The following is a 26,676-nucleotide window of genomic DNA, read 5'->3' as shown; positions in this document are numbered from 1 at the left end:
GTAATATTTTATGTTATTGAAATAAAAAATCCGCAGCAAAAACCGCGGATTAAATTATGAAATGTTTATATCAAATTGTGTTAATTCTCTAAAAGCCTGTAATCGAACTCTTATTTCATCTTCTGTTAACTCTTGCATACGCTCTGTACCAAATTTCTCTACACAGAAAGAAGCTAAATTAGAACCGTAAATAATGGCGTTTTTCATATTCTCGAAAGAAATATTTTCTGTTTTTGCTAAATAGCCACAAAAACCACCTGCAAAAGTATCTCCTGCTCCTGTTGGATCAAAAACTTCTGCTAAAGGTAAAGCTGGTGCAAAAAACATTTTTCCTTCACTAAATAATAAAGCTCCATGTTCTCCTTTTTTAATAACCACATATTTTGGTCCCATTTCGTGAATTTTCTTTGCAGCATTTACCAAAGAATATTCTCCTGAAAGCTGGCGTGCTTCTTCATCATTAATCGTAATTACATCTACTCTTTTTAAAACAGTATGCAAATCTTCTAAAGCAATATCCATCCAAAAATTCATTGTGTCTAAAACAACTAATTTTGGTCTTTCTGTCATTTGATCTAATACAGAAGCTTGTGTTAAAGGATGTAAATTACCTAACATTACAATACCTGCATCTTTAAAACTTTCTGGCACAACTGGTTTAAAGTTCTCTAACACATTTAATTCTGTAACTAAAGTGTCTCTAGAATTCATATCATTATGATATTTACCACTCCAAAAAAACGTTTTACCTTCTTTAATTACCTCTACACCATCAGTATTAATACCTTTACTGTTCATCATAGTAAGATAATTGTCAGGGAAATCTCCACCAACCACAGAAACTACACCAGTTTCTATACCAAAAGTGCTTGCAGCTAAACCTACAAAAGTTCCTGAACCTCCTAAAATTTTATCTGTTTTACCAAATGGTGTTTCAATTGCATCAAATGCTACAGTACCAACTGCCAATAATTTGCTCATAAGTGCCTCTAAACCTTCTAAAAAAGAAGGGGTTTTTAATTTAAGAGAAATATTAATCTCTCTATAGTTTGTTAATAAAAAATCTTTCTTTTATATTATTAAGACATAAAATGCCTTTTTATGCCTAATTTTGCACGATTATTGTGCAATAAATTACAAATGGCAAAAATAAGTTTTAAAAATGACTATCAAAGAAATACAAGAAGAAATTATTGATGAGTTTTCTATGTTCGATGATTGGATGGAGCGTTATGAATACATTATAGAATTAGGTAAATCGTTACCAATTATTGATGCTCAGTACAAATTAGATGAAAACTTAATAAAAGGATGCCAATCTAAAGTTTGGCTTTACTCTGAATTAGAAAACGATACCATAAAATATACAGCAGACAGTGATGCAATTTTAACAAAAGGAATTGTGGCATTATTATTGCGCGTTTTTTCTGAACAAAAACCAGCAGATATTTTAAATGCTGACACAAATTTTATTGATGAAATTGGTTTAAAAGAACATTTATCGCCAACAAGAGCAAATGGCTTAGTTTCTATGGTAAAACAGATAAAAATGTACGCAATTGCGCAACAAACTAAAATAAATTAGTTTTCCTTAAAGGACAAATAAAACAACAATGACAGACAAAGAATTAGAAGAAATAGGAGATAAAATTATAAGAGTTCTAAAAACCATTTTTGATCCAGAAATACCAGTAGATATTTACGAGTTAGGTTTAATTTACGATGTTTTTGTTTCGGATGAAAACAATGCAAAAATTTTAATGACCTTAACATCGCCTAACTGCCCAGTTGCAGAAAGTTTACCTGTAGAAGTAGAAGATAAAGTAAAAACATTAAAAGAAATAAACGAGTGTGAAGTAGAAATTACTTTCGACCCAACTTGGACTCAAGAAATGATGAGTGAAGAAGCAAAGTTAGAATTAGGAATGCTGTAGTATTTCAGTGTTCAGTGTTCAGTGTTCAGTGTTCAGTGTTCAGTGTTCAGTGTTCAAAACTAAAAAACTTTGAAACTTTGAAACTTTGAAACTTTGAAACTTAAAGAAAAATGGAAGAAATTATAAATAGAGTTGCCAATAGCAAACTAAAAACATTCGACTTAGAAGAAATTTATCCAGAGGGTAAAAGAGTTGTGTTTGATATTAAAGATTGGCTATATGAAGAGCTTATTCTAAAAGAAAAAGACTTTAGAGATTCAGTTAAAAACCATAATTGGGAACAGTACAAAAATTCTTTTGTAGCTGTAACTTGCTCTGTAGATGCCATTATACCTTCTTGGGCTTTTATGTTAGTTGCTTCAGAATTAATGCCATTTGCTAATAAAGTAGTTATTGGCGATTTAGAATTGCTAGAAACTGTTATATATCAAGAATTAATTGGTTTTTTAGATTTAAGAGATTTTTCTGATAAGCCAGTAATTATAAAAGGTTGCGCAGACAAACCCATACCTGCTTCTGCATTTGCTTTTTTAATAGAAAAATTACAGCCAGTTGCTAAGTCTATAATGTTTGGAGAAGCTTGCTCAACTGTGCCTCTTTATAAATCTAAAATTTAAGTTATTTTTGTGTAATTCAAAGTTTTATATCGTGAAAAATTTATTGTTATTACTTTTCTCTTTATGCTCTCTAAGCCTTTCATCTCAAAAAAAGAAAAAAGATGAACCACAACCCAAATGGAAAATAAACGGAAAATTTGCGTTTATTTTCAATCAATCTTCCTTTACAAATTGGTCTTCTGGAGGAGAAAATACTGTAGCAGGTAATTTTAATATTAATTATGATTTTAATTACAAAAAAAACAACGTAAACTGGGATACAAGATTAATTACTAGCTATGGTTTAAGTCATTTTAGTGATAAAGGCTGGAGAAAGACAGACGACCGTTTCGAATTAAACTCTGTACTTGGTATTAAAACAACTACCTATTGGTTTTTTTCTTTTATAAGCAATTTTAAATCACAATATTCAGAAGGTTTTAATTATAATGTAGAACCTAAAACTTCTGTTTCAGACTTTTTATCGCCTGCATATTTAACTTTTGGACCAGGAATGTTATGGAAAAAATCGGATAATTTAAATGTTAATATTGCACCAGGAACTGCTAGATACACATTCGTAAACGATGAATTTTCTGGTAAATTTGGTGTAGACGAAGGCAGAAATACAGCTTTTAGTTTAGGTTTTAACTTATCTGGTTATTACAAATTTAAATTGATGGAAAACATACAAATGGAAAACATCTTAACCCTTTATTCTGATTATTTAGCTAATGTAGGGAATATTGATACTGATTATCAAACAAATATCCGTTTTCAGGTAAACAAATCTATTAAAATGTTAATGACTTTCCACACTATTATTGATGATAATGCGTCTAGTAGAATTCAATTTAAACAATTATTTGGCTTGGGTGTTAATTATAATTTCCATGATAAAGTGACTTATTAGTAAATTTATGGTCTAAATTATAAAGTGTACTTTTGCACGCTTATTTTTTAAAAATAAAAACAAACAAATGAAAAAACTTTCTATTCTACTATTATTAGTATGCATTAGCTTTTCTGCAAATGCACAAACTGCTGAAGAATTAAAAAAAGAACAAGCTCCTAAAAAAGCTCAAATTGCTAAATTACAAGGAGAAGTAAAAGCGTTACAAGCTAAAATTGATGCTTTACCTGGCTGGAGAAAAGGTGCATTTGGTACTATTGGTGCTAGCTTATCTGGCTTTAACAATTGGTATGCAAGAACAGCACCAAATACTGCTGCTGGTAATATTGGAATTACTGTTAATGGTTTTGCAAACTTAATAGAAGAAGATTTTTTCTGGAGAAACTCTGGTACAATTAATTTAGGTTGGGTTAAGTTTGATGATAAAGATGACCCTAGTGATTCTGATAAATTTGAAACTGCAACAGACGTTTTTACAATTTCTTCTTTATATGGTAGAAGATTAAACAAAAAATGGGCAATTTCTGCTTTAGGTGAATACAGAACAACATTGTTAGACAACTTTAACGACCCAGGTTACTTAGATTTTGGTGCTGGTGCAACTTGGACACCAACAAGCCATTTAGTAGTAGTGATACACCCAGGAAACTACAATTTTGTATTTAGTAGTGGAGAATCTGTTTTTGAATCTTCTTTAGGTGCAAAAATTGTTGCAGATTACACAAACAAATACAAAGGTTTAAGTGTAAAGTCTAACTTATCTATGTTTCAAAGCTATAAAGATGGTGATTTATCTAACTGGACATGGACCAACTCTTTTGGTTACACAATCTGGAAAGGTATAGGTTTAGGTTTTGAACTTGGTTTAAGAAATAACAAACAAGAAGCTTTAAATAATGCTTTAATCGATAATCCTGCAGAGACTTTTGCAACTGTAGATAACAAATTACAATCTTATTGGTTATTTGGTTTAAGCTACGCTTTTTAAGCAAATAAAAAAATAACATATTTAAAACCTCAAGAAATTCTTGAGGTTTTATATTTTAATTACTTTTGTATCTTAAAATCCTGTAGATGACTTTATTAATAATTTACGCAACAATATCAATTTTCTTTTCATTTCTGTGTTCTATTTTAGAAGCAGTTTTATTGAGTATAACTCCTACTTTTATCAACCTAAAAAAGAGTGAAGGAGAAAGTTACGCAACAGAACTAGAAACTTTAAAGAAAGATGTAGACAAGCCTTTAATTGCTATTTTAACCATAAACACAATTGCACACACTGTTGGTGCTATTTTAGTGGGTGTACAAGCAAAAGTTGCTTATGCAGAAATGTACGGAACTAACACAAGTAGTATTCTAGGTTTTGAGTTTACTGAAGATGTTATGGTTGGTGTTGTTTCTACAATAATGACAATTTTAATTTTAGTGGCTTCAGAAATTATACCAAAAACTATTGGTGCAACTTACTGGAAACAGTTATCTAACTTTACTTCTAAAGCACTGAATATTATGATTTTTCCGTTAAAATGGACAGGTATTCTTTGGGTTCTACAACTTACTACAAAGTTAATTGGTGGCAAAGGTCATGGAAGTATTTTAAGTAGAGAAGGCTTTTTAGTAATGACAGAAATGGCTGAAAAAGACGGTGTTTTTCAAAAGAATGAAAGTAAAGTGATTAGAAATCTTTTAGGTTTTAAAGAGATTAAAGTAAATGATGTAATGACGCCAAGAACAGTTTTAGAAACTGCGGATGAAAGCCAAACTATACAAGCTTTTTACAACGATCATAAAAATTTACGTTTTTCTAGAATTCCGGTTTTTAAAGAAAACCCTGATGAAATTACGGGCTACTTTTTAAAAGATAATTTATTAGAAGCAATTATAAGTGGTAAAGGAACAGATACTTTAGCAACTATAAAAAGAGATATTTTAATTACTAATAGAGAATTATCTATCCCAGATTTGTTTGATAAATTAATTAAAGAAAAAGAACACATTGCTCTAGTTGTAGATGAATATGGTTCTGTTAGTGGATTAGTTTCTCAAGAAGATGTTATTGAAACCTTATTAGGTTTAGAGATTATGGACGAAACTGATAATGTTGCTGATTTACAAGCACACGCAAGAAAATCTTGGGAAAACCGTGCAAAAAGAATGGGCATTATTGAAGAAGATAAAAAGGATTCAAAATAATTAATTTTTGAAATCTGATATCTCATCAACCAAAATTTGATGATTATTTTGAACTTTTTCTTCTATTTCAGCATAAGACAAGTCTTTTCCTTTTAACTTAGAATCGAATTGTTGATTTGCTTTAACATTATAAACTCTAAAACTTAAGTCCCATTTTTTATTTTGTTCTAGAATATCTTTTAAATCAATTTTTGACATTAATATAAAATCAACATCTAACTTTTCTAAAAGTAATTTACAATATTTCTTATCATAAACATTTTGATAAGGAATATGTATTAGTTTTTTAAAAGGGAATTTTATCAAATTTATTTCTAAATTATTTTTAAAATTCTCCTCCAAGATCTCTTGTATTTCTGGAGAAAAACCTCCATTAGCATTTAAATCATAAGAAGGCAAAACTAAAACAGATGGTTTCTGTGTTTTTCTAGAAGATTGGTTTTTAGAAAAACCAGAAACCAAGAATATTATTACAAATAAGGTTACTAAGTGTTTAAAACTTTTAATACTAAAGTAACTATTCCTCCTCTTTATATTCATAATATAAAAAGTCGTTATAAGGAAAACGTTGAATGTGTATTTTCTTTACTTCTTCGTAAGTTTTGTCTTTAAAATCGTCTAGATTTTCTTTGTTTAAAGCAGAAATAAAAATAGATTCAACCTCATTTTTATTCATCCAAGTTTTTTTCCAGTCTTTTAAAGTGTAATGCTCTTTACCTTTTTCGGTATCTAAATCATCTTCATCAATAGTTTCGTGTTCATAAGCATCAATCTTATTAAAAACCATTAAAGTAGGTTTATCATCACTCTTAATATCTCTTAAAATATCATTTACAGAAGCAATATGGTCTTCAAAATTAGGATGAGAAATATCTACCACATGTAATAACAAATCAGCTTCACGAACTTCATCTAAAGTAGATTTAAAAGATTCTACCAATTGTGTTGGTAATTTTCTAATAAACCCAACTGTATCTGTCATTAAAAACGGAATATTCTTAATAACCACTTTACGCACTGTGGTATCTAAGGTTGCAAAAAGTTTGTTTTCTGCAAAAACATCACTTTTACTAATAACATTCATTAAAGTAGATTTACCAACATTGGTATAACCTACTAAAGCAACACGAACCATTTTACCACGATTCTTACGCTGAACTGCCATTTGTTTGTCAATGACTTTTAATCTTTTCTTTAGTAAAGATATTTTATCACGAATAATACGTCTATCTGTTTCTATTTCTGTTTCCCCAGGTCCACGCATTCCAATTCCCCCTTTTTGTTTGTCAAGGTGAGTCCAAAGTCTTGTTAAACGAGGCAATAAATATTCGCTTTGTGCTAATTCTACTTGCGTTTTTGCAGAACTTGTTTGAGCTCTTTGTGCAAAAATATCTAAGATTAAATTGGTTCTGTCTAAAATTTTGCAATCTAAAATTTTCTCTATATTTCGTAATTGTGCTGGCGATAATTCATCGTCAAAAATGGCAGTACCAATATCATTAGAGTGAATGTAAGCTCTTACATCTTCTAATTTACCAGCGCCTAAAAATGTTTTAGGATTAGGTCTTTCCATTTTTTGCACAAAGCGTTTTACAGCAACTCCGCCTGCAGTTGATGTTAAAAACTCTAACTCATCTAAATACTCTGTAGATTTTGCTTCGTCTTGTTGTTGTGTAATAACGCCTATTAAAACGGCTTTTTCAGAAATGGCTTCTTTTTGATCTATCATATAATACAAAAATACAAACTATTCTTTATTTTAAAACCCAAAAAAGCCCCAACTATTGTTGAGGCTAAGCTAAAAGCTCTAATTAACCAATTCAAATTCAAATATTTTTCAAAAAAATTACTCTTTTACAAACTTTACAGGTAGCGTATAGGTTTTTAAAAATTTTACATTTTTAATAGAAGCAACTTTATAGTTTAATTTACTTTTAATAAAACTTGCTAAATTATCTTTACTTGTGTTTACTGATAAAACAATAATTTCTCCTTGTCTGTTAATGATAAACTTTATAGATGCTTTTTCTACATTTTTGCTTAACACATCTTGGTAATCTCCTAATAAGTGTTCAATCTTATTTCTTAGTTTACTATTTACTTCTTCTTTGGTTTTATCATCATTATTGGAAAAAGTAGAAAATACGGTCATAAAAGTTAATAAAAATACAATGGATAGCTTTTTCATTTTTTAATGTTTTTTAATTTTTAGTTGTTATTAATTAACACCACAAAACTAGTAGAAGTGTAATTTAAAAAGTGAAAATAAACGTTATAAAAAGGTGTAATTTTAGTTAGTTTTTGACATTTTTAAATGTGTTAACATTAAAGATAAACTAACAAAAAAGTGTTAATAATTATTAAAACACAGCTATTTTAATAATGAAAAATAAAGAACATAAGAATAATTAAAGTAATTCTATTTTTCTACTAAAAACAACATAAAATTCTAGATTAATTTAATATTAAGAGAACAAATAATAAATATTATAAAATCTGTTTTTATTAAAGATTTTATCTTGTTTGGTAGAAAATTCATTAAAAATAAAAGGTGAAAATATTATAAAAAAGAAAAAACCTCAACAGATGAGGTTTTAACTAATTAATTCAAATTTTTTACACTTTTTTTCTACTCTTATACCCTCTCTTTTTAATAGTTATTTTTGTGGCTACAAATTTAATTTGTTTCCAATTAATAGAGAAAAATTAAATGTTAATAAAACATATATTTAAAGTTAAAATTACAAAAACAATAATATAAAGTTGCAATATTTTACTTTTCACAAAAAATCCTCAATAAATTGAGGATTTTACAGCTAAATTAAATTTCGTACTTATTCAGTTAATTCTTTCTATAGCTAAATTCAAATTTTAATCATAACAAATTTATGAGGGTAAAATGTAAAAAGAGTTATTAGAAAGTTAATAAAACTCGCCTTTTAAGTTATGAATTCCCTTAAATATTTCACTATTTTTACGAAAAAGTAAAAAAACATGTTTCCATTTAATTCATTTTCTAAACAGAAAAAAAACATCTCAACAATTGCGTTTTATAACGTAGAAAATTTGTTTGACACAAATGATAACCCAAATACTGCTGATGATGATTTTACACCAAATGGAAAAAAGAAATGGACTTACAAGCGATACAACTCTAAAATTAAAAAACTAAGTTCTGTAATAGCTCAATTAGGTTTAAACAGATCTAAACACCCACCTGCAATAGTCGGTTTGGTAGAAGTTGAAAACGCCAAAGTAGTTGCAGATTTAGCAAACTCATCCTACTTAAGAAAACATCACTATGGTTATGTGCATCATAATTCGCCAGATGAACGTGGAATTGATGTTGCCTTATTATACAATAAAATTGATTTTGAATTGATTGAATCTGAAACTCATCCTGTTTATCTATTAGATGAAGATGGAGACAGAGATTACACCAGAGATATTTTAAAAGTTAGTGGAAATTTAAAAGGAGAATTGGTTCATATTTTGGTAAATCATTGGTCTTCTAGAAGAGAAGGTATTCCTGAAACTGAACCCAAAAGAATTATTGCTGCTGAAACAGCTAGAAATATTATCGAGGAAATTAAAAACAAAGAAATGAACCCAAAAATTATAATTATGGGCGATTTTAATGATGATCCAACTAGTAAAAGTGTAAAAAAACATTTAATTCAAGATGATTTTTACAACCCAATGGAAAGTATGTTAGACAGAGAAAAATCGGGTAGTTTAACTTTTAATGGCAGCTGGAATTTATTCGACCAGATTATATTTTCTAATAACTTTTTAGAAAAAGAAAAAGACAAACTTTACTTTAAACACGCTGAAGTTTTTAATAAAAAATGGATGAAAATTTACAAAGGTAAATACAAAGGAAGTCCTTTTAGAACTTATATTGGCCCTTGGTATAAAGGTGGATTTTCAGATCATTTTCCTGTATACGCTTTCTTAAAAAAAGAAGATTAATTTTTATCTCTATTCTTAAAAGCACTTAATAATTTCTCATCATTTAAAATATATTTCTTGTATTTGCCATCTCTATATCTATAATAAATAAACAATGGCATAAATAAAAAGGACAAAAACAAAACACCTAACCCCATTACAACTTGGGCTTTTTCATGTTCTGTATTAATAAGATATATTCCAATTATCATCCAAAGTAAAAAGACAATAAACATTATTTTTAACGCTAACTTCATATTGCAAAACTACAAAAGTTATACTTTTAAAGAATGAAGAAAATAATACTTTTACTAATAATTATCTTTGGATGTAAGAAATCTCATCAAAAATTAAAACCAATGAACAAAAAAATAGTCATAGCACACAGAGGCGCTTCTGGTTATTTACCAGAACACACTTTGCAAGCAAAAGCAATGGCTTATGCAATGCATGTAGATTTTATAGAACAAGATTTGGTTTTAAGTAAAGATGATGTACCTATTGTAATTCACGATATTTATTTAGATGATGTAACAGATGTAGCCAAAAAATTCCCAGATAGAAAAAGAGAAGATCAACGTTATTATGTAATCGATTTTACTTTTGATGAACTAAAAACCTTACAAGTTTCAGAACGATTTAATCCTAAAAATGGCAAACAAGTATATTCAAATCGTTTTCCTATTTGGCAAGGAAATTTTAAACTACATTCTTTACAAGAAGAAATCGAATTCATACAAGGTTTAAACACATCTACAGGAAAAGATATTGGAATTTATCCAGAAATAAAAGCACCCGAATTTCATCAAAAAGAAAATAAAAATTTAACTGAAATTGTTTTAAATGTCCTCTCTGATTATGGTTATAAAACTAAAAAAGATAACTGTATTTTACAGTGTTTTAACGCCAAAGAATTAGAGAGAATTCGTAAAGAATTAAAATCTGAATTATTTTTAGTTCAGTTAATGGAATTTAAAGAAGAAACAAAACAACTTGCTCATTTTGCTACTTATGCTGATGGAATTGGCCCTTGGTACAGACAAATTTTAAGCGAAAAAGTAGATGGTAAATTCACCTTTACATCTTTGGTTTCTGATGCCCATAAATTAGGTTTAAAAGTACATCCTTATACATTTAGAGCAGATGCTTTGGCAGAGTTTACAACTTTTGAAGAAATGATGCAAACACTTTTAATTGATGCCAATGTAGATGGCGCTTTTACAGATTTTCCAGATAAAGTTATTGCATTTTTAGGAAAATAAAGGGGTTATTTTAATCATATAAATAATTCAATTTTACTTAAGTTATTCTATTTTTGTGGACTAATATTGTTTTCTATGCAACTACATTTATACACAATAAAACACAATAACAATACTTTAAGTATTTACTCATCAACAGAAAAACAATACAGTTCTAGTTGGTTTATGGATTTTGGTAAATTTGGTTGTGAAGTCTTTAATAAAGAAGAAAACATTATTTATAAAATTACAAAACAATTTCAATTCTGGAAATGGAAAATGGTATACACCATTAAAAATAATGATGAAATAATTACCAAACTAATCTCTCAAAACAATAGAAAAACGGTTTATTCGATATCTATAAATCAGATTACATATGAGCTAGATATACATTTTAAAAAGAAAATTTCTATTTATAAAAACGAAATTAAAATTGCAGAATTCGATGCATCTTTTTCTGATTCAGATTACAAAGACACCATAAAACTCTTATTATTAGATAAAAAAGATTTAGAAATTTGTTTTTTACTTTATTCTTGTTTAAAAATTGGCGAAACTGAGCAAAACCAGAAAGCTATTTTAACAAGCCAAAAACAATTAGAAGTTAACAAAGAACCTTGGTCTTAAACTTTGCTTAATCTATAAAATAGAAAAACCCCGCAATTAAAAATTGCGGGGTTTTTTGATAAAAAATTATTGCCTTAATATATATAGTTTACTCTTTTACAGTTGTAAATCTATAATATAAATATGTGTAAGCATCTCTAGGTATAATTGTAATCCACTTTTTGTGTTTTAAATACCATTTAAAACGAATTGAATTTACTCCTTTTGTTAAATAAGCAGCAATAAAAGGATGAATATGTAATTGTATCTTTTTATTTGTTGATTTATTACTTTCTAGTTTAAAGATAAGTTTTTCTAAATCAGCCTCAATTTTGTCTAACAAAACAATAGGAGCTTCTACTTGTCCATCTAAATTAGGATTGTCTTCGGTAGTTTTTATACTTAACTCAGGTCTAACCCTTTGTCTTGTAATTTGCACTAACCCAAATTTACTTGGAGGTAAAATTTTGTGTTTTGTTCTATCTAAAGCCATTTGCTCTTTTAAGTGCTGATACAGCTTATTTCTGTTTTCAGCTTTGTGCATATCAATAAAATCAACAACAATAATACCACCCATATCACGCAATTGTAATTGACGTGCAATTTCTGTGGCTGAAATTAAATTTACTTCTAATGCAGTATCTTCTTGAGAACCAGCTTTATTAGAACGATTTCCGCTATTTACATCAATAACGTGTAAAGCCTCTGTGTGCTCTATAACTAAATAAGCACCTTTACTCATAGAAACAGTTTTTCCAAACGATGTTTTAATTTGTCTTTCAATTCCGTATTTTTCAAAAATAGGAGTTGTAGATCTATGTAGTTTTACAATTTTTTCCTTTTCAGGATAAATTTCTTGTAAATACTCCTTAATTTCTACTTTCAAAGTTTCATCATTTGTTACAATGTTTGTAAAGGTTTCATTCATAACATCTCTTAAAATAGAAGATGCTCTGTTTAACTCACTTAAAATTTTTGTTGGTGTGTTTGTGTTAGGTATTCTTTTACACATTGTTTTCCAACGCTCTAAAGAGTTTTGCAAGTCTTTATCTAATTCTGCAACCATTTTACCTTCGGCTACAGTTCTTAAAATTACTCCAAAACCTTTAGGCTTAATACTTTTTGCCAACCTTTTTAAACGTTCTTTTTCTTTAGGATCTGCTATTTTTTGAGATACAGAAACTCTATTAGAAAAAGGGACTAAAACTAAGAATCTACCAGCTATAGAAAGCTCTGAACTTAATCTAGGTCCTTTTGTTGAAATTGGTTCTTTTACTATTTGTACTAACAGATTTTGCCCTGTTTTAAGTACATCTTTAATACTACCGTCTTTGTTAATGTCAACTTCCTTTCGAAAGTTTTTTAAAGTGAAATCTTTATACTTACCTGTGCTTACTTTCTTAATGAACGAATTTAATGAGTTTACTTGTGCACCCAAATCATGATAATGTAAAAAACCATCTTTTGGATAGCCAACATTTACAAACGATGCATTTAAACCTGTTAACACTTTTCCTATTTTGGCCAAAAAGATATCGCCAACAGAAAATTTATTATCAGTTGTTTCATTATTTAATTCAATAAGTTTTCCATCTCTTAATAAGGCAAAATCAATATCAGATGAATTTGAACGAATTATTAATTCTGTTTTCATACTGAACTGGTTTTAACACTGCACATCATTGTGCAGATGGATTAATATTGTCAGGTATTTGTAATACCATTTGAGGTTTGTGTAACCTCGATGTCAATGAACTTGTAATTATTTTCGCTAAACTATAAACGAAAAAGTAAGCATACGCTTACTTTTTCTTGTGTCTATTTGCTCTAGCTCTTTTCTTTCTTTTGTGTGTAGAGATTTTTGCTCTCTTTCTTTTTTTACCACTTGGCATAATGTTCTGATGTTTATAAACCAATTAAGGTTTAGATTAGTATTTTGTTATTTAACAGCTACTTTATTTTTTACTCCTTCAGTAAAAGTTTTTGCTGGTTTAAAAGCTGGAATGTTGTGAGCTGGAATCTTAATAGTTGTATTTTTAGAAATATTTCTACCAGTTTTTTCTGCTCTTGTTTTGATAATAAAACTACCAAAACCTCTTAAATATACATTATCTCCGTTTTCTAAAGCGTCTTTAACCTCAGTCATAAATGCCTCTACAGTTGCTAAAACATCTGTCTTTTCAATTCCTGATTTATCTGAAATTTTTGATACGATATCTGCTTTCGTCATGTCTCTACTTTTATTATATTTTTATTAATTTACTTTCAAAAATGCGGATGCAAATATATGATAATTAATCAATTCCAAAAATTTAAACACCTAAAATTATGTGAATTTTAAAATGTAATATTGCATTTCTATTTTTAATTCATGAATTTTTCTAACACTTTAATTTACTGGTACTTACAAAACAGCAGAGAATTGCCCTGGCGCAAAACTAAAAATCCATATTATATTTGGTTATCAGAAATTATGCTACAACAAACAAGAGTTGCTCAAGGTTTGTCTTATTACTTAAAATTTACCTCAACTTTTCCTACTGTTTTCGACCTTGCAAAAGCAGATGAAAGTACCGTTTTAAAAATGTGGCAAGGTTTAGGTTATTATTCAAGAGCTCGAAATTTACATTTTACTGCAAAACAAATTGCAAATGAATTTAATGGCGAGTTTCCATCAACATTTAAAGAAATTATAAAATTAAAAGGAATTGGAGATTACACTGCTTCTGCAATTGCTTCCATTTGTTTTGATGAACCCACAGCAGTTGTAGATGGTAATGTGTATCGTGTTTTATCTAGATATTTTGGTATAGATACTCCTATTAATTCATCTGCAGGTATAAAAGAGTTTAAAAAATTAGCGCAAACTTTAATAGACGAATCACAACCTGGCACTTTTAATCAAGCTATTATGGATTTTGGGGCAATACAATGTAAACCTAAAAAACCATTGTGTATGTTTTGTCCTTTTACTGATAGTTGTGTTGCACTTCAAAAAAACTTAATAGAAACTTTACCTGTAAAAGAGAAAAAAATAAAAGTTAGGAATCGTTATTTTAATTTTCTGGTGATAAAAACTAAGGATAATAAAACCATTTTATCCGAAAGAAAAGGAAAAGGAATTTGGCAAGGCTTGTATCAATTCCCATTAATTGAGAGCGATAAAAACATCAATAAAAATGAGTTAATTTCTTCTGATGAATTTATAGCACTTTTTCCTGATGAAACCACAATTTCACTTTTTAATAAAAAAGAGATTGTTCATAAATTATCTCATCAGCATTTATACACGCAATTCTGGATTGTGGAAACAGAATATTCATCCGAAGCAAAAATAAATTGGTCTGATATAGAAAAATATCCTGTTCCTGTTTTAATTGCAAATTTTTTAAAAGAGTATCAACCTAAAAAGTATTGATATTTTTAGTATTTTTGATATAGATAGAAACAAGTTATGGCAGCAGGTACAATAAATAAGGTAATTTTAATTGGTAATTTAGGTGATGAAGTAAAAATGCATTATTTCGATGATCAAAATTGTGTAGGTCGTTTTCCTATTGCAACATCAGAAAGTTACACCAATAAACAAACTGGAGAAAAAATTACAAATACAGATTGGCATAATATTGTTGTTAGAAATGGCTTGGCTAAAGTTTGTGAAAAATACATTGGTAAAGGAGATAAAGTTTATGTTGAGGGTAAATTAAAAAACCGACAATGGGAACAAGATGGTGTAAAACGCTACTCTACAGAAGTACATGTAAATGAAATGACGATGTTGTCTACCAAAAAGAATACTGTAAACCCTAATAATCTTCAGCAAAACCAACCAACTTCTTCTCCAGAAACTAAAACAGTTGCACCAGAAGAAAATGATGATTTACCTTTTTAATTAACCAAAATATTTAAATTTGGACCCAGATCCTGAACCTTTATTACTCTTATTATTTACTTCTATAGATTTTATTGTAGGTCTAAATATTCTTGCATTAATCTTTCTTTTTATTAGTTCCGCATTAATTTCGGGTACAGAAGTTGCCTTCTTTTCGCTTTCTCAAACGGATTTAGATTCGCTTTCTAACGAAGGCAAAGAGCAAAACATTATTGTAGATTTATTAGAAAAACCGAGAAAATTATTGGCAACAATTTTAATTACCAATAATTTTATAAATATTTTAATTGTACTCTTATTTGCCTCTTTAGCAGAAACAATATTTGCTGATTTTGATTATCAATTAAACCTAATTTTATTTGAAATTCCTGTTCGTTTTTTAATAGAAATTGTTTTAGTAACTTTTTTAATACTCTTATTTGGTGAGGTTTTACCAAAAGTTTACGCTTCTAGAAATGCATTAAAATTTTCTAAATTAATGGCAAAATTTATTAACGGAGTAAATGTTATTTTAACTCCTTTTAGCTTACCGTTAATTACATTAACTAAGTTTATTGAAAAGAAATTAGGTAATAAAAATTCTAATTTTTCTGTAGAAACTTTATCGCAAGCTTTAGAACTTACTTCTGATGGTGCAACCACAAAAGATGAACAAAAAATTTTAGAGGGAATCGTAAATTTTGGGAACACAGAAACTGTGCAAATTATGAAACCTAGAATAGATATTTTTGCACTTTCTGATGATGAATCTTACGAAGTTGTTTTAAATAAGATTCTCGAAAACGGTTATTCTAGAAATCCTGTTTATAAAGAAAACATCGATAATATAGTTGGTGTTTTGTATGCAAAAGATTTATTAGCGCACTTAAATAAGAAAACTTTTAAATGGCAAGATTTAGTACGTGAAGCTTTTTTTGTGCCAGAAAACAAAAAATTAGATGACTTGCTAGATGATTTTAGAGATCGTAAAAATCACTTAGCAATTGTGGTTGATGAATATGGAGGAACTAGTGGTTTGGTTACTTTAGAAGATGTTATTGAAGAAATTGTAGGTGATATAAATGATGAATTTGATGACGATGATTTACAATATTCTAAGATCGATGAAAACAACTATATCTTTGAAGGTAAAACCACAATTAAAGATTTTTGTAGAGTTTTAGATGATGAAGACGAAGCTATTTTTGAAGAAGAAAAGGGTGAAAGTGAAACATTGGCTGGTTTTATTTTAGAAGTTTCTGGAAAATTTCCTAAAAAAGGAGAGAAAATAAACTTCAAGAATTATACGTTTACCATAGAAGCGTTAGACAAAAAACGCATCAAACAAATAAAAGCAACTAGAAATGCGTAATATTTTTCTACTTTTAACTTTACTTTTTTTCATTTCTTGTAACGATGATGTTTTGCCAAAGCCTAAGGCTTACTTGAGTTTAGAATATCCTGCAAAAAAGTATGAAAAACTATCTATTTCTAGACCTTATTCTTTTGATATTTTAAAAAGCACAACCATAATTGATGATAAAAATAATTGGTTAAAAATTAAATATCCAAATTTAAAAGCTTCCATAGATATTACTTACAGACCTGTAAAAAATAATTTAAAAGAATTACTTACAGAAGCTGAAAAACTAGTTTTTAAGCATGCTGTTAAAGCAGAACAAATTATACCTAAAGACTTTGTAAACACAGAAAAAAGAACTTTTGGTAGTTTGTATGAGATTACAGGAAACGCAGCTTCTCACCTACAATTTCACGTAACAGATAGTACTAATAACTTTATAAAAGGATCTTTATATTTCTACGCAAAACCAAATTACGATTCCATTTTACCAGCAGTTGCTTATATTAAAGAAGACATCTTAAAATTGGTAGAAAGTTTAGAGTGGGAAAAGCCTATTTAACTTATTACTCAACTCTATCTTATTTTTAGTCTAGGTTCTTGCCTCTTTTTTCTTCTGTTTCTAAAAAAACTAAACAATTTCCATTTTTTGCAATAAAAAAGAGGCGTTCATATTTTTACAAACACCATTTTTTATAGTATAATCAAAATGCAATTCATCATTGATTATTTCTGCATCAAAATAGTAATTTTTGATTCCCGAAAACTCATTTTCTAATTCGCACAAACTAACATCGTGAGTTGCTATAATTCCTGTTGATTTAGATTTTGTTAATTTCTCAACAAACTTTTTAGAACCTGTAGCCTTGTCTTTACTATTTGTACCTTTTAAAATTTCATCTAAAATGATAAAATATTTTTCTGTTTTAATTTGATCTACAATAAACTTTAAACGCTTTAATTCTGAATAAAAATAAGATTCATCATCTGTTAAAGAATCAGAAGTGCGCATACTTGTAATCAATTTTATAGGATGATATTTAAACTTTTCTGCACAAACAGGTAAGCCACAATTTGCCATAACTATTGATAAAGAAACCGTTCTTAAAAAAGTACTTTTACCAGCCATATTTGCTCCAGTTACAATAAAAAACTGCTCATCATCAATTATAAAATCATTATCAACTCTTTTATCTACATTTAATAATGGATGCCCTAAATTAGTAGATTTTATAATTTCTTTTTCTGATGAAATTTCTGGAAACACAAATTTTGGATGATTGAATTTAAAATTTGCCATTGAGTTTTGCGCATCAAAATAAGCAACAACCTCAAACCAATTTTCTACTGTGTGTTTGTAATTGGCAATCCACTTTTCTACTTTACAAGCATTTAAAATATCCCAAAGAAAAAGTCCGTTTCCTAAAACAGCAATAACAATGTTGTTTCTATTATCAAAAGCATCTAAAATCTTAGCAAATTCTTTAAATATTTTTGATGCTTTTTTGTTTTCAGATTGAATAACTATTTGTTTCTCTAATAAGTTTTTAGCTGTAAAAGATTCTGTCTCAATTTCATTTAGTAATTGATGATATTGCTTAAAAGTTTCTCTTGCTTTGTCTGTTTCTGCATATAAATTACTAGTTTTTTTCAGAAATCTTCCTGTAACAAAAAGTCCTATAAAAAACCAAGCTGTTAAAAACGAAAATGATAAAAAACCAAAAGAAACGAAACCTATTAACAATAAAGAAATTACAGAAAACCCTATTTGAATGTTAGCTAAATATTTTGGAAAAACTGAAGTGTAATCTCCTAACCAACTAACAATTGATCTAGAGGTACTTTTAACGGTTACCAAACTTGCTAAAGCAGAAAAATGTTGCCTCCAATTTACTTTGTCAGAAAGCTCTTTAATTGCATTTTGCTTGGCTAGAATAGCATCAATATTATTATCTGTAAACAGATTTGCCAAAGCTTTTTTACCATCAAAAGTAGCTGTTCTGTTTGTGTATTGAAAAAAAGAACCTTTCCCAAATAAATCAATATCATTACTATAAAAATGAGTGGGATTTATAAATTCTTTACCAGTTTCTAGTTGATAAAAGTCGCCATTTAGAACTTTAATTTCTGTAGTATTAATGGCATATTTTTTATCGAGAATTGCCTTTTCTCTTTTTAAGTTGATATTTTTTATCACTAAAAAAGAAAAGAGTGAAATACCCAAAAAAGCGATAATAAAAACATCTGGATATTTACCAAAAGTTAGATATACCAAAAAGGCTGTGATTAAAAAAACGATTAATCTAAAAACTGCTAAATTGATCAATTTTGTTTTCAACTTTGCAGATTTACTTGCTAGCTCTTCTTTTCGTTGATTATAAAATTCTAATGGGTTTTTCATTATTTAATAGTATTTCAAAATGTTCTTGATACAATTTCGAAAAAAATCGAAATCACTCAAACTGACAAACTTTCTGTCAGTTCAAGTGAAATATCGTTTTCAGAAATTTTGTGTCGAAAACACTTTTAATTGCTTATCTCACTTTTAGCAGCTTCAAATTCCTCAGGAGTATTTATATTTCTAATAAAAGCATCATCAATTTCTACAATTTCTACATCAGAATTGATTAACATTTTACGCGGACAAGAATAACCTTGTGCCAAATATTGCAACAAAATAGGATACGCCTTTGGCTCGTAAATGGTAATCAAAGGCTCAACAAATTGCTTGCCTTTTCCCTTTATTGCAGTTGCAGCTTTACTTGGATTTCTATGTTGTAAAACCAGTTGAATAATCTCATCACTTACAAAAGGAACATCTGTAGCTAACACAAACCAAGCCGAATTTGGCTCTTTTTGAAATGCAGAACAAATACCTCCAAAAGGCCCTAAATTTAAAAACTTATCAGAAATTTCATTTTCTTTTTCAGATGAATTCTGAACAGAATAAAATGTTTCTAAATTATTATTCTCTAATAATTCTTTGGCAAACTCCTTTTGAGGTTTTCCAAAATAATTGAGTTCAGATTTATCTTTACCCATTCTTGTACTTTTCCCGCCAACTAAAACCAAGCCTTTTACTGGGGCTATTTTTTCTTGAATTAAATTATTAATGTGATTTGAAATTGCATCAATCTCATCAATAGTATAACAAGTAATATTTTTTATCTGCGGATATTTCTCTTCTAAAAAAGGAAAATATTCAGTTTCAGGTTTCAATTTTACTATAAATTGAATATTCTGTATTTGATCTAATCTTTTTAAAACGGATGCGTCTTTAGCTTCGTCTAAAATCAGAATTTGTTTTGCACCTTGATAATGATTTCCATTTATAAAAACATAATCAAACTGAGCAAAACCTAATCGTTGCTGAAATTTATTAATTTTTCCTGATGTTGTAATTTGTAAATTCCCTTGGTGATGAAAAACATATTCTGATAATTTATTTTCTTCCACATTTTTTGCGTGAGAAGCATCAAAATAAGCCAATTTATAGTTTGATAATTTTTGAGAGACCTTGTGAACTAAATCAGAAATTACACCACAATTTGTACCCAAAATTGCAATTTCATTTGGCGCAAAATCATCGTTATTTCTTCTTTCTAAATTTGTATGTTTTTTGTGTTTAGCCATTTTTAATATCAGATTTTCCACCTGTTTTTTCTAATAATTTCACTTCTTTTATTACCATTTTCTGACTGATGCTTTTACACATATCATAAATAGTTAAACAAGTAATATTTGCTCCTGTTAATGCTTCCATTTCTACTCCTGTTTTACCAGTAATTGTTACTTTACAAAGCACTTCTATATTTTCAGTATCTATAATATTAATATCTACATCTACTCCATTTATTAACAATGGATGACACATTGGTATTAATTCTGATGTTTTTTTTACACCTTGAATTCCTGCAATAATTGCAGTTTGAAAAACTGGTCCTTTTTTAGTAAATAATTCATCATTTGTAAAATGAGCAATTACTTCTTTGCCTAAAAACATCGTTGCTTTTGCAATAGCAGTTCTTTTGGTAATTTTCTTCTCAGAAACATTTACCATTTTAGGATTTCCTTTTTTATTTATGTGTGAAAAATTGTTCATTTTTAGTTCTAAATGTTCTCGATACAATTTCGATGAAAAATCGAAATCACTTGAACTGACAACTGCTATACTCAAACTAGATAACACAATGTCACTTCGAGTGAAATTCTTTTTTCAAGAATTTTGTATCGAGAATTTTTTTTTACTTTTTAAATTTCTTCTTTGCTAAATTAGGAAGTTTTTCATACTCATCATTAATCAAAGCTTCTTTTTTAACTCTAGACCATTTTTTTATTCTCTTTTCTGTATCAATCGCAAAACCAACTTCAGAAAACTCTGCATAAAAAACCAATTCTAAAGGTCTTCTTTTATAAGTATAGCTTTCTTGATGTTTTCCTTGTTGATGCTCAAAAAACCTATTTTCTAAATTAGAAGTTATACCTGTGTAATACGTTTTATCAGCACATTTTAAGATGTAAACGTAATAGATTTTCATAGTTTTATTTTTAGATTGTTCTCGATACAATTTTGCCTGAAAAAGGCAAAATCACTCGAACTGACATCGTGCTTTTACTGTAATAAGATAATGCTTAATAATTGTAACTTCGAATGAATTCCTTTTTCAAAAAGTTTGTATCGAGAAACTTTGTTTCCTATTTAAAAGTTCTCGATAAAATTACCATAAAAAATCGAAATCACTTGAACTGACATTGTCTTTTTACTGTTATAAGATAAAGTTAAATAACTGTCACTTCGAGTGAAATTTCTTTTTCAGAAATTTTGTATCGAGAAGTTTTCTTTTTCGATATTAAAAATGTTCTCGATACTAATTTTTCGTACCTCAAAATTCACTCGAACTGACAGAGTCTGAAAAACTACAGTACGAAAAATTGTTTATCTGTATCTTATTATCGAAAAAACTTCTCCTTTTTTAAACTCAGTTTTATCATTTGGTAACTGAATAAAAGCATCCGTTTTTACCAAACTTGCTAAATCTCCAGAACCATTTCCTTTGATAGGAAAAGCAACTAAATGTCCGTATTTACTTTCTAATTTTACTTGTAAAAAATATTCTAAATTGGGTTTAAACGAAACATCTTCTCCTAAAATTGCTGTTTCTTCCTCAATTTCTAATCCTACTGATTTAGAATACCAAGGATAAAAATAAGCCAAACAATTTACAAATGTTGATATTGGATTTCCAGGAAAAGCAAAAACTTTACAATCTTTATTTTCACCAAACCAAAATGGTTTTCCTGGTCTTTGTGCTACTTTATGGAATCGTTTTTCTACTTCTAATTCTTCTAAAACTTCTGGTAAAAAATCGAATTTACCTTTACTTACTGCCCCACTAAAAAGCAAAACATCAAACTCTTTTAAAAATCTTTTTATCTTCTGTTTTAAAACTGATTTATCATCTATAATATGTGCTGTTTCTGATGAAATATTTAACCTTTCTAACAAAGAAACCAACGTAAAAACATTACTTCTTCTTATTTGATGTTCTAACGGAATTTCATCTACACCAACCAATTCATCACCAGTGGAAACAATCATTACTTTGGGTAGTTTTGCTACTTTTACTAACGATTTACCCACAGTTGCTAAAACTCCAATTTCTGCAGCAGAAATAATTTTATTTTCAGATATTAAAACATCTCCAACTTTACCATCTTTTCCTTTTGGGTGTACGTTTTGATTCTCATTAATTAAATCTATATTGATAGTTGCAATTCCGTTTTTGATAGTGACATCTTCATAACGAATAACAGTGTTTGCGTTGTTTGGTAAAACTGCACCTGTCATAACTTCAATACAATTTTTAGCATTTTGCATTGATAATTGCTCACTTCCTGCAGCTTGAATTCCTTCTACCTTAAAATCTCTTTGTCCGTTTTTAAATGCATCAAAATCTATACAAATTCCATCCATAGAGACTCTATTAAATGGCGGAAAATCTCTGTCTGCAGTAATTACTTCTTTTAAAATTCTGCCAACAGATTTTATAAACGGAATTTCTTCAACACCAAAATCTTGAGTTGAATTTAATATGATATTATTTGCTTCTCTTACTGAAATCATTAATAATGTGTAATTGTTAATTTGTGTAATTGTTTTCAACATTTAAACAATTACACTTTTTATCCACCTATGGTTGACATACTTTCAGAAACATTTCCTTTTTTACGGTTTGCTTCTGCAATAAAACCATTTTCTGGTTTGTCTTTTACTAATCCTAAGAAAAGTTCTTTTAAATCGTCATTAGATGCTCCTTTTCTTATAAAATCTCGTAGATTAAAAACGCCATCATCAAACAAACAATTTTTAAAAGTTCCTGTACTTGTAATTCTAATTCTATTACAATCGTTACAAATAGTTCTTGTAAACGCAGGTATAATTCCAAAAGTTCCTAAATGATTTTCTACTTTATAATTTCTAGAAGTTGATGATTTTTCAGACTGAATTTCATCCACAGTAAACGCTGTTTTTACTTCATTTAAAATCTTTTTAAATGTCCAGTTTTCTTGCATATCTCTTTGCCCTTTTCCGTTAAAAGGCATTTCTTCGATAAAACGAACAGCTACATTTTTATCTTTAGTTAATCTTACAAAATCTACAATTTCATCAGTATTAAAACCCGATTGTACAACTACGTTAAGTTTTAGATTTAAATTGCTTTTTTCTAATAATTCGAAAGTTTTATAAACTTCTGGAAAAACATCTCTTCTTGTAATTTTTGCAAACTTTTCTCTTTGTAAACTATCTATACTTAAATTGATGTTTTTTACTTTTTCTAGCTTTTCAATTTTATCAATATGATGAGAAATTAACGCGCCATTTGTGGTAATATTTATGGCATCTAACAAATCGTTATAAGACAACATTTCTAAAAAACCTACAAAATCTTTACGCACAAAAGGTTCGCCACCTGTTAAACGTACTTTGTTAACGCCTAATTCTGTTAAAACACGAATTAAACGATACATTTCTTTAAATGTAAGCAACTCTTGTCTAGGTACAATATCAATTCCGTGAGCAGGCATACAATATTGGCAACGCAAATTACAACGATCAGTAACTGCTAATCGCACATATTCCATTTGTCGTCCAAAATTGTCTACTAATTTACTCATGAAATGGTTTTAAATCTGGTTGTAAAAGATGTTGTTTTGCTTCTTCTGATGTAAAAATATCATCAGAATAATACTTTGAAATAATTTCTTTAAAATTAGTTTTTAATTGCGAGAATTCATTGATAAAATCTTGAAAATCATACGCATCAGAATTTTCAATATAATGGCTCATAATTTGAATAGAAGCAAACGTTACAGTTGCATTATATTTACCCTCTGCATTGTATTTATCAGCAAATGTTTTTAATTGCTTGCTGTACTTATCAAAAGCTATTTCTTTACCATATTTGGTAACATAAATCCAAGCTAAGCGCAAATGTGCTTCGTGTGAAAACCATAAGGGTTTAAAAGTATTATTGGAGAATTGTTCTTCAAATTCAGTATCAGATATTTTCCAATGACGTTCCATTAATTTGGTAGTTTCTTACTAATTAAACCGTATATAAATGCACCTAAAAGTGCACCTGCTAAAATTATAAGGGCAGGCACTAATTTAAACCCAATAATCACAAAAACTGGTGCTGCACAAGCTCCAGAAACCCCCCAACCTAAACCAAAAAGCGTTCCACCAAAAATGGTGCTAACAAATCCTTTTTTCTTTGGTTTTGGTACAATTTTATTACCATTAATATCTTTAATTTTTCCGCTTTTAAACAGTTGCATAATAATTGCTGATATAACGACTGCTCCACCAATAATTCCAAACATATGAAATGATTGAAACTTGAACATTTCGTAAAATCGATACCAAGAAATTGCCTGAGATTTACTTAAAACAATTGCGAAAAAGATGCCTAATATTAAAAATTTGATATTCTTCATCATCTAAAAAATTAAAGGAATTATTAACCAAGTAGCAATAATACCACCAATAAAAAAGCCAATTACTGCCAATAAAGAAGGTAATTGTAAACTACTTAAACCCGTAATTGCGTGTCCAGAAGTACAACCACCTGCATAACGTGTTCCAAAACCAATGAGCACTCCAGAAATTATCAAAATTAAAAATCCTTTTAAAGATGTATAAATATCATCTCCAAAAATTTCATTAGGGAAATATTGATTCCCCACATTAGCAAAACCTAAATCTGTTAATTCTTGAACAGTTTTTGGGTTTAAATCTATTGTTTGATTCGGAATTAAATAACTTGATGAAATAAAACCACCAATTATTAAACCAACCACAAACATTAATGCAAAATCGCGCTGTTTCCAATCTTTTTTAAAATAATCAGAAACTTTGCCTGCACCAGCCATTGTACATAAGGTTTCAAAATTTGTTGAGGCTCCAAAATCTCGTCCAAAATAGAAATATAAAAATAGCGATAACGCTATGAGTGGACCACCAATATACCAAGCCCAAGGTTGAAATATAAAATCCATTTTAAATTTTATCTTTTAAATAATTCATAATTAGTTTTGTTGCTCCTAAATTAGTCGCAATGTATTTTTTATTGATTGCACCAGTTAGTTTTCTAAAATTTTCATCATTTTTAAAATTGATAAAAGCTTCAGTAAATTCTTCTTGATTTTTAATAGAAATACATCCGCCAATTTTAACCAAATCTACAGCTTCTTTAAATTTGTCGTATTTATCTCCAATCACTACAGGAATTCCGAAAGTTGCTGGTTCTAATATATTATGTAAACCGGTTTTTAAACCTCCACCAACATACGCCAAATCTGCAGCAGCATAAATTTTGGTTAAAATCCCAATCGTATCAATTATAAAAACTTGATATTTTGCTAGATTTTTATCAGATTTATCAGAAAATAAAACTGTTTTTTTATTGATGGATTTCTGTAATTCCAAAATTGCATCTGCTTTAATATTATGTGGTGCTATGATAAATTTTTCATCTTTGGATGCATTATTGTTGATGTAATTCACCAGAAATTCTTCTCCTTCACTCCAAGTACTTCCTGCAACAACAGTGTATTTATCATTTTTAAATTCGTTAATAAACTCGAGTGAGTTGTCTTGTTCTAGAATTTTAGAAACACGATCAAAACGTGTATCACCAGCAACTGTTACGTTTTTAAAATTAATGGAATTCAATAAGTCTTTAGAAACTTTATTCTGCACAAAAAAGTAATGAAAGGCTTGTAAAGAATCTCTCATAAAACCGCCATAACTTTTAAAGAACAATTGCTTTTCTCTTAAAATACCTGAAACTAAAATCGTAGGAATTTCTTTTGATTTTAGTTCATTTAAAAAGTTTGGCCAAAATTCATATTTTATAAAAATTACCATTTTAGGGCTTACAATTTCTAAAAACTTTTTTGCATTTGATTTTGAATCTAAAGGCAAATAACAAATTACATCTGCTAAATTATAATTCTTTCTAATTTCGTAACCAGAAGGCGAAAAAAAAGTAACTAAAATTTTATATTGCTTATTGTCTTTTTTTAATTCTTCTATTATTGGCCTTGCTTGTTCAAATTCGCCCAAAGAAGCTGCGTGAAACCAAATCGTATTCTGATTCTTTAGGGTGTCAATTTTTAAAAATGTTTCCTTTCTTCCATCTACAAAAAGCTTTATTTTACTATTAAATAGCGCAATAATTTGCAATATTGGTGAGGTAAAAAATATTAAGAAGTCGTATAAAACTTTCATAGCTGCAAAAGTACGAACTATGTTTGTTTAAATCATTAAGACATAAAAAAAGCTACTCAAAATTGAATAGCTTTATTTATCTTATATGATTTTTAACTTTTTAAAAAACCTATTAATCCCCCGAAAAAAAGCCATTAATAATTAAAAATCATACTCAAATCTACAATTAATCGATGTTTATTAAAGTTAAAATGTTCTAAAACATCGTTATT

At 28.5% G+C, this 26,676-nt stretch carries 30 protein-coding genes; 13 read left to right on the top strand and 17 right to left on the bottom strand.

Annotated elements, in window-relative coordinates:
- Positions 1-54: 54 nt before the first annotated feature.
- The gene (locus BW723_RS06860; protein ID WP_068357047.1) at positions 55-981 is read right to left on the bottom strand and encodes a PfkB family carbohydrate kinase; all 927 of its coding nucleotides are present in this window, start codon (positions 979-981) and stop codon (positions 55-57) included.
- A 181-nt stretch (positions 982-1,162) separates the two neighbouring features.
- Here BW723_RS06860 and BW723_RS06855 point away from each other — a divergent pair, with 181 nt between their 5' ends.
- The 6 genes from BW723_RS06855 (at position 1,163) to BW723_RS06830 (ending at position 5,639) form a co-directional block, all read left to right on the top strand.
- The gene (locus BW723_RS06855) at positions 1,163-1,585 is read left to right on the top strand and encodes a SufE family protein (protein ID WP_068357050.1); all 423 of its coding nucleotides are present in this window, start codon (positions 1,163-1,165) and stop codon (positions 1,583-1,585) included.
- 28 nt (positions 1,586-1,613) lie between these two features.
- The gene (locus tag BW723_RS06850) at positions 1,614-1,934 is read left to right on the top strand and encodes a DUF59 domain-containing protein (RefSeq protein ID WP_068357051.1); all 321 of its coding nucleotides are present in this window, start codon (positions 1,614-1,616) and stop codon (positions 1,932-1,934) included.
- Positions 1,935-2,044: 110 nt separating this feature from the next.
- Positions 2,045-2,551 carry a DUF2480 family protein gene (locus tag BW723_RS06845; RefSeq protein ID WP_068357052.1) on the top strand — a complete coding sequence of 169 codons (507 nt, stop codon included), beginning with the start codon at positions 2,045-2,047 and terminating at the stop codon, positions 2,549-2,551.
- A gap of 31 nt (positions 2,552-2,582) precedes the next feature.
- Positions 2,583-3,443, top strand: a complete 861-nt coding sequence (locus BW723_RS06840) for a DUF3078 domain-containing protein (RefSeq protein ID WP_068357055.1) — start codon at positions 2,583-2,585, stop codon at positions 3,441-3,443.
- Positions 3,444-3,510: 67 nt separating this feature from the next.
- Positions 3,511-4,431 (top strand): DUF3078 domain-containing protein, encoded by a 921-nt coding sequence (locus BW723_RS06835; RefSeq protein WP_068357059.1) that lies wholly within the window; start codon positions 3,511-3,513, stop codon positions 4,429-4,431.
- 86 nt (positions 4,432-4,517) lie between these two features.
- On the top strand, positions 4,518-5,639 hold the full coding sequence (locus tag BW723_RS06830; RefSeq protein WP_068357062.1) for a CNNM domain-containing protein: 1,122 nt from the start codon (positions 4,518-4,520) through the stop codon (positions 5,637-5,639).
- Here the strand turns inward: BW723_RS06830 and BW723_RS06825 are convergent, their stop codons facing one another.
- The 3 genes from BW723_RS06825 to BW723_RS06815 form a co-directional block, all read right to left on the bottom strand.
- Positions 5,640-6,179, bottom strand: a complete 540-nt coding sequence (locus tag BW723_RS06825; protein WP_139059058.1) for a hypothetical protein — start codon at positions 6,177-6,179, stop codon at positions 5,640-5,642. It abuts the gene before it with no gap.
- A complete protein-coding gene (gene hflX, locus BW723_RS06820; protein ID WP_068357068.1) occupies positions 6,157-7,368 on the bottom strand; it encodes a GTPase HflX in 1,212 nt (403 codons plus the stop codon). Before hflX ends, BW723_RS06825 begins: the two co-directional genes overlap by 23 nt.
- A 117-nt stretch (positions 7,369-7,485) precedes the next feature.
- Entirely contained in the window at positions 7,486-7,827 is a 342-nt protein-coding gene (locus tag BW723_RS06815) for a hypothetical protein (RefSeq protein ID WP_139059059.1), read from the bottom strand.
- Positions 7,828-8,633: 806 nt separating this feature from the next.
- On the opposite strand from BW723_RS06815, the gene BW723_RS06810 reads away from it, so the two are divergent.
- Positions 8,634-9,611: an endonuclease/exonuclease/phosphatase family protein gene (locus tag BW723_RS06810; protein ID WP_068357074.1), complete on the top strand. Its 978-nt coding sequence runs from the start codon at positions 8,634-8,636 to the stop codon at positions 9,609-9,611.
- Here the strand turns inward: BW723_RS06810 and BW723_RS06805 are convergent.
- On the bottom strand, positions 9,608-9,847 hold the full coding sequence (locus BW723_RS06805) for a hypothetical protein (RefSeq protein WP_068357077.1): 240 nt from the start codon (positions 9,845-9,847) through the stop codon (positions 9,608-9,610). The genes BW723_RS06810 and BW723_RS06805 overlap by 4 nt on opposite strands.
- A gap of 33 nt (positions 9,848-9,880) precedes the next feature.
- Here BW723_RS06805 and glpQ point away from each other — a divergent pair, with 33 nt between their 5' ends.
- Together glpQ and BW723_RS06795 are read left to right on the top strand one after the other, a co-directional pair.
- Complete coding sequence (glpQ, locus tag BW723_RS06800; RefSeq protein ID WP_068357080.1) at positions 9,881-10,852, top strand: glycerophosphodiester phosphodiesterase; 972 nt, start codon at positions 9,881-9,883, stop codon at positions 10,850-10,852.
- Positions 10,853-10,927: 75 nt separating this feature from the next.
- The gene (locus tag BW723_RS06795; protein WP_068357082.1) at positions 10,928-11,461 is read left to right on the top strand and encodes a tubby C-terminal domain-like protein; all 534 of its coding nucleotides are present in this window, start codon (positions 10,928-10,930) and stop codon (positions 11,459-11,461) included.
- Between the two features lie 88 nt (positions 11,462-11,549).
- Here BW723_RS06795 and BW723_RS06790 read toward each other — a convergent pair whose 3' ends face one another.
- Positions 11,550-13,094 (bottom strand): Rne/Rng family ribonuclease, encoded by a 1,545-nt coding sequence (locus BW723_RS06790; protein WP_068357085.1) that lies wholly within the window; start codon positions 13,092-13,094, stop codon positions 11,550-11,552.
- 285 nt (positions 13,095-13,379) lie between these two features.
- On the bottom strand, positions 13,380-13,670 hold the full coding sequence (locus BW723_RS06785) for an HU family DNA-binding protein (protein ID WP_015481675.1): 291 nt from the start codon (positions 13,668-13,670) through the stop codon (positions 13,380-13,382).
- A gap of 141 nt (positions 13,671-13,811) precedes the next feature.
- On the opposite strand from BW723_RS06785, the gene mutY reads away from it, so the two are divergent.
- From mutY to gldD, 4 genes are read left to right on the top strand one after another with little or no spacing between them, the layout of a single operon-like run.
- Positions 13,812-14,858 (top strand): A/G-specific adenine glycosylase, encoded by a 1,047-nt coding sequence (gene mutY, locus BW723_RS06780; RefSeq protein WP_068357088.1) that lies wholly within the window; start codon positions 13,812-13,814, stop codon positions 14,856-14,858.
- Positions 14,859-14,894: 36 nt separating this feature from the next.
- A complete protein-coding gene (locus BW723_RS06775) occupies positions 14,895-15,332 on the top strand; it encodes a single-stranded DNA-binding protein (protein WP_068357091.1) in 438 nt (145 codons plus the stop codon).
- 19 nt (positions 15,333-15,351) lie between these two features.
- Positions 15,352-16,683, top strand: coding sequence for a gliding motility-associated protein GldE (gldE, locus tag BW723_RS06770; RefSeq protein WP_068357094.1), 1,332 nt, complete (start codon positions 15,352-15,354; stop codon positions 16,681-16,683).
- Complete coding sequence (gene gldD / locus BW723_RS06765; RefSeq protein ID WP_068357097.1) at positions 16,676-17,233, top strand: gliding motility lipoprotein GldD; 558 nt, start codon at positions 16,676-16,678, stop codon at positions 17,231-17,233. The genes gldE and gldD overlap by 8 nt, the downstream gene beginning before the upstream one ends.
- A gap of 69 nt (positions 17,234-17,302) precedes the next feature.
- Here the strand turns inward: gldD and BW723_RS06760 are convergent, their stop codons facing one another.
- The 10 genes from BW723_RS06760 to BW723_RS06715 form a co-directional block, all read right to left on the bottom strand.
- A complete protein-coding gene (locus tag BW723_RS06760; RefSeq protein WP_068357099.1) occupies positions 17,303-19,072 on the bottom strand; it encodes a MutS-related protein in 1,770 nt (589 codons plus the stop codon).
- A gap of 125 nt (positions 19,073-19,197) precedes the next feature.
- On the bottom strand, positions 19,198-20,304 hold the full coding sequence (locus BW723_RS06755) for an NTP transferase domain-containing protein (protein ID WP_068357102.1): 1,107 nt from the start codon (positions 20,302-20,304) through the stop codon (positions 19,198-19,200).
- A complete protein-coding gene (gene moaC, locus BW723_RS06750; protein ID WP_068357104.1) occupies positions 20,297-20,773 on the bottom strand; it encodes a cyclic pyranopterin monophosphate synthase MoaC in 477 nt (158 codons plus the stop codon). The genes BW723_RS06755 and moaC overlap by 8 nt, the downstream gene beginning before the upstream one ends.
- A 142-nt stretch (positions 20,774-20,915) precedes the next feature.
- Entirely contained in the window at positions 20,916-21,209 is a 294-nt protein-coding gene (locus BW723_RS06745) for a GIY-YIG nuclease family protein (protein WP_068357385.1), read from the bottom strand.
- 398 nt (positions 21,210-21,607) lie between these two features.
- A complete protein-coding gene (locus BW723_RS06740) occupies positions 21,608-22,837 on the bottom strand; it encodes a molybdopterin molybdotransferase MoeA (RefSeq protein ID WP_317197678.1) in 1,230 nt (409 codons plus the stop codon).
- Positions 22,838-22,854: 17 nt separating this feature from the next.
- Positions 22,855-23,847 (bottom strand): GTP 3',8-cyclase MoaA, encoded by a 993-nt coding sequence (gene moaA / locus BW723_RS06735; protein ID WP_076686346.1) that lies wholly within the window; start codon positions 23,845-23,847, stop codon positions 22,855-22,857.
- Positions 23,840-24,256, bottom strand: coding sequence for a hypothetical protein (locus tag BW723_RS06730; RefSeq protein ID WP_068357110.1), 417 nt, complete (start codon positions 24,254-24,256; stop codon positions 23,840-23,842). Before BW723_RS06730 ends, moaA begins: the two co-directional genes overlap by 8 nt.
- A complete protein-coding gene (locus tag BW723_RS06725) occupies positions 24,256-24,669 on the bottom strand; it encodes a YeeE/YedE thiosulfate transporter family protein (protein ID WP_068357390.1) in 414 nt (137 codons plus the stop codon). Before BW723_RS06725 ends, BW723_RS06730 begins: the two co-directional genes overlap by 1 nt.
- Positions 24,670-24,672: 3 nt before the next feature.
- Positions 24,673-25,230: a YeeE/YedE family protein gene (locus BW723_RS06720; protein WP_068357112.1), complete on the bottom strand. Its 558-nt coding sequence runs from the start codon at positions 25,228-25,230 to the stop codon at positions 24,673-24,675.
- A gap of 1 nt (position 25,231) precedes the next feature.
- Positions 25,232-26,464: a 3-deoxy-D-manno-octulosonic acid transferase gene (locus BW723_RS06715; protein ID WP_068357115.1), complete on the bottom strand. Its 1,233-nt coding sequence runs from the start codon at positions 26,462-26,464 to the stop codon at positions 25,232-25,234.
- Positions 26,465-26,676: the final 212 nt, after the last annotated feature.

The organism is Polaribacter reichenbachii (genome assembly GCF_001975665.1).
Classification (GTDB): domain Bacteria; phylum Bacteroidota; class Bacteroidia; order Flavobacteriales; family Flavobacteriaceae; genus Polaribacter; species Polaribacter reichenbachii.
This window is presented reverse-complemented; position numbering and strand designations above follow the sequence as displayed.

Excerpts from the sequence above, each read along its gene's own strand:
- BW723_RS06855 (WP_068357050.1), top strand. The coding sequence starts at position 1,163 with ATGACTATCAAAGAAATACAAGAAGAAATTATTGATGAGTTTTCTATG.
- gldD (WP_068357097.1), top strand. The coding sequence starts at position 16,676 with ATGCGTAATATTTTTCTACTTTTAACTTTACTTTTTTTCATTTCTTGT.
- BW723_RS06810 (WP_068357074.1), top strand. The coding sequence starts at position 8,634 with ATGTTTCCATTTAATTCATTTTCTAAACAGAAAAAAAACATCTCAACA.
- BW723_RS06830 (WP_068357062.1), top strand. The coding sequence starts at position 4,518 with ATGACTTTATTAATAATTTACGCAACAATATCAATTTTCTTTTCATTT.
- glpQ (WP_068357080.1), top strand. The coding sequence starts at position 9,881 with ATGAAGAAAATAATACTTTTACTAATAATTATCTTTGGATGTAAGAAA.
- BW723_RS06860 (WP_068357047.1), bottom strand. The coding sequence starts at position 981 with ATGAGCAAATTATTGGCAGTTGGTACTGTAGCATTTGATGCAATTGAA.
- BW723_RS06715 (WP_068357115.1), bottom strand. The coding sequence starts at position 26,464 with ATGAAAGTTTTATACGACTTCTTAATATTTTTTACCTCACCAATATTG.
- BW723_RS06790 (WP_068357085.1), bottom strand. The coding sequence starts at position 13,094 with ATGAAAACAGAATTAATAATTCGTTCAAATTCATCTGATATTGATTTT.
- BW723_RS06785 (WP_015481675.1), bottom strand. The coding sequence starts at position 13,670 with ATGACGAAAGCAGATATCGTATCAAAAATTTCAGATAAATCAGGAATT.
- hflX (WP_068357068.1), bottom strand. The coding sequence starts at position 7,368 with ATGATAGATCAAAAAGAAGCCATTTCTGAAAAAGCCGTTTTAATAGGC.
- BW723_RS06755 (WP_068357102.1), bottom strand. The coding sequence starts at position 20,304 with ATGGCTAAACACAAAAAACATACAAATTTAGAAAGAAGAAATAACGAT.
- BW723_RS06845 (WP_068357052.1), top strand. The coding sequence starts at position 2,045 with ATGGAAGAAATTATAAATAGAGTTGCCAATAGCAAACTAAAAACATTC.
- mutY (WP_068357088.1), top strand. The coding sequence starts at position 13,812 with ATGAATTTTTCTAACACTTTAATTTACTGGTACTTACAAAACAGCAGA.
- BW723_RS06850 (WP_068357051.1), top strand. The coding sequence starts at position 1,614 with ATGACAGACAAAGAATTAGAAGAAATAGGAGATAAAATTATAAGAGTT.
- BW723_RS06720 (WP_068357112.1), bottom strand. The coding sequence starts at position 25,230 with ATGGATTTTATATTTCAACCTTGGGCTTGGTATATTGGTGGTCCACTC.
- BW723_RS06825 (WP_139059058.1), bottom strand. The coding sequence starts at position 6,179 with ATGAATATAAAGAGGAGGAATAGTTACTTTAGTATTAAAAGTTTTAAA.
- BW723_RS06805 (WP_068357077.1), bottom strand. The coding sequence starts at position 9,847 with ATGAAGTTAGCGTTAAAAATAATGTTTATTGTCTTTTTACTTTGGATG.
- BW723_RS06725 (WP_068357390.1), bottom strand. The coding sequence starts at position 24,669 with ATGAAGAATATCAAATTTTTAATATTAGGCATCTTTTTCGCAATTGTT.
- BW723_RS06835 (WP_068357059.1), top strand. The coding sequence starts at position 3,511 with ATGAAAAAACTTTCTATTCTACTATTATTAGTATGCATTAGCTTTTCT.
- BW723_RS06730 (WP_068357110.1), bottom strand. The coding sequence starts at position 24,256 with ATGGAACGTCATTGGAAAATATCTGATACTGAATTTGAAGAACAATTC.
- BW723_RS06745 (WP_068357385.1), bottom strand. The coding sequence starts at position 21,209 with ATGAAAATCTATTACGTTTACATCTTAAAATGTGCTGATAAAACGTAT.
- moaC (WP_068357104.1), bottom strand. The coding sequence starts at position 20,773 with ATGAACAATTTTTCACACATAAATAAAAAAGGAAATCCTAAAATGGTA.
- BW723_RS06760 (WP_068357099.1), bottom strand. The coding sequence starts at position 19,072 with ATGAAAAACCCATTAGAATTTTATAATCAACGAAAAGAAGAGCTAGCA.
- BW723_RS06775 (WP_068357091.1), top strand. The coding sequence starts at position 14,895 with ATGGCAGCAGGTACAATAAATAAGGTAATTTTAATTGGTAATTTAGGT.
- BW723_RS06795 (WP_068357082.1), top strand. The coding sequence starts at position 10,928 with ATGCAACTACATTTATACACAATAAAACACAATAACAATACTTTAAGT.
- moaA (WP_076686346.1), bottom strand. The coding sequence starts at position 23,847 with ATGAGTAAATTAGTAGACAATTTTGGACGACAAATGGAATATGTGCGA.
- BW723_RS06815 (WP_139059059.1), bottom strand. The coding sequence starts at position 7,827 with ATGAAAAAGCTATCCATTGTATTTTTATTAACTTTTATGACCGTATTT.
- BW723_RS06740 (WP_317197678.1), bottom strand. The coding sequence starts at position 22,837 with ATGTTGAAAACAATTACACAAATTAACAATTACACATTATTAATGATT.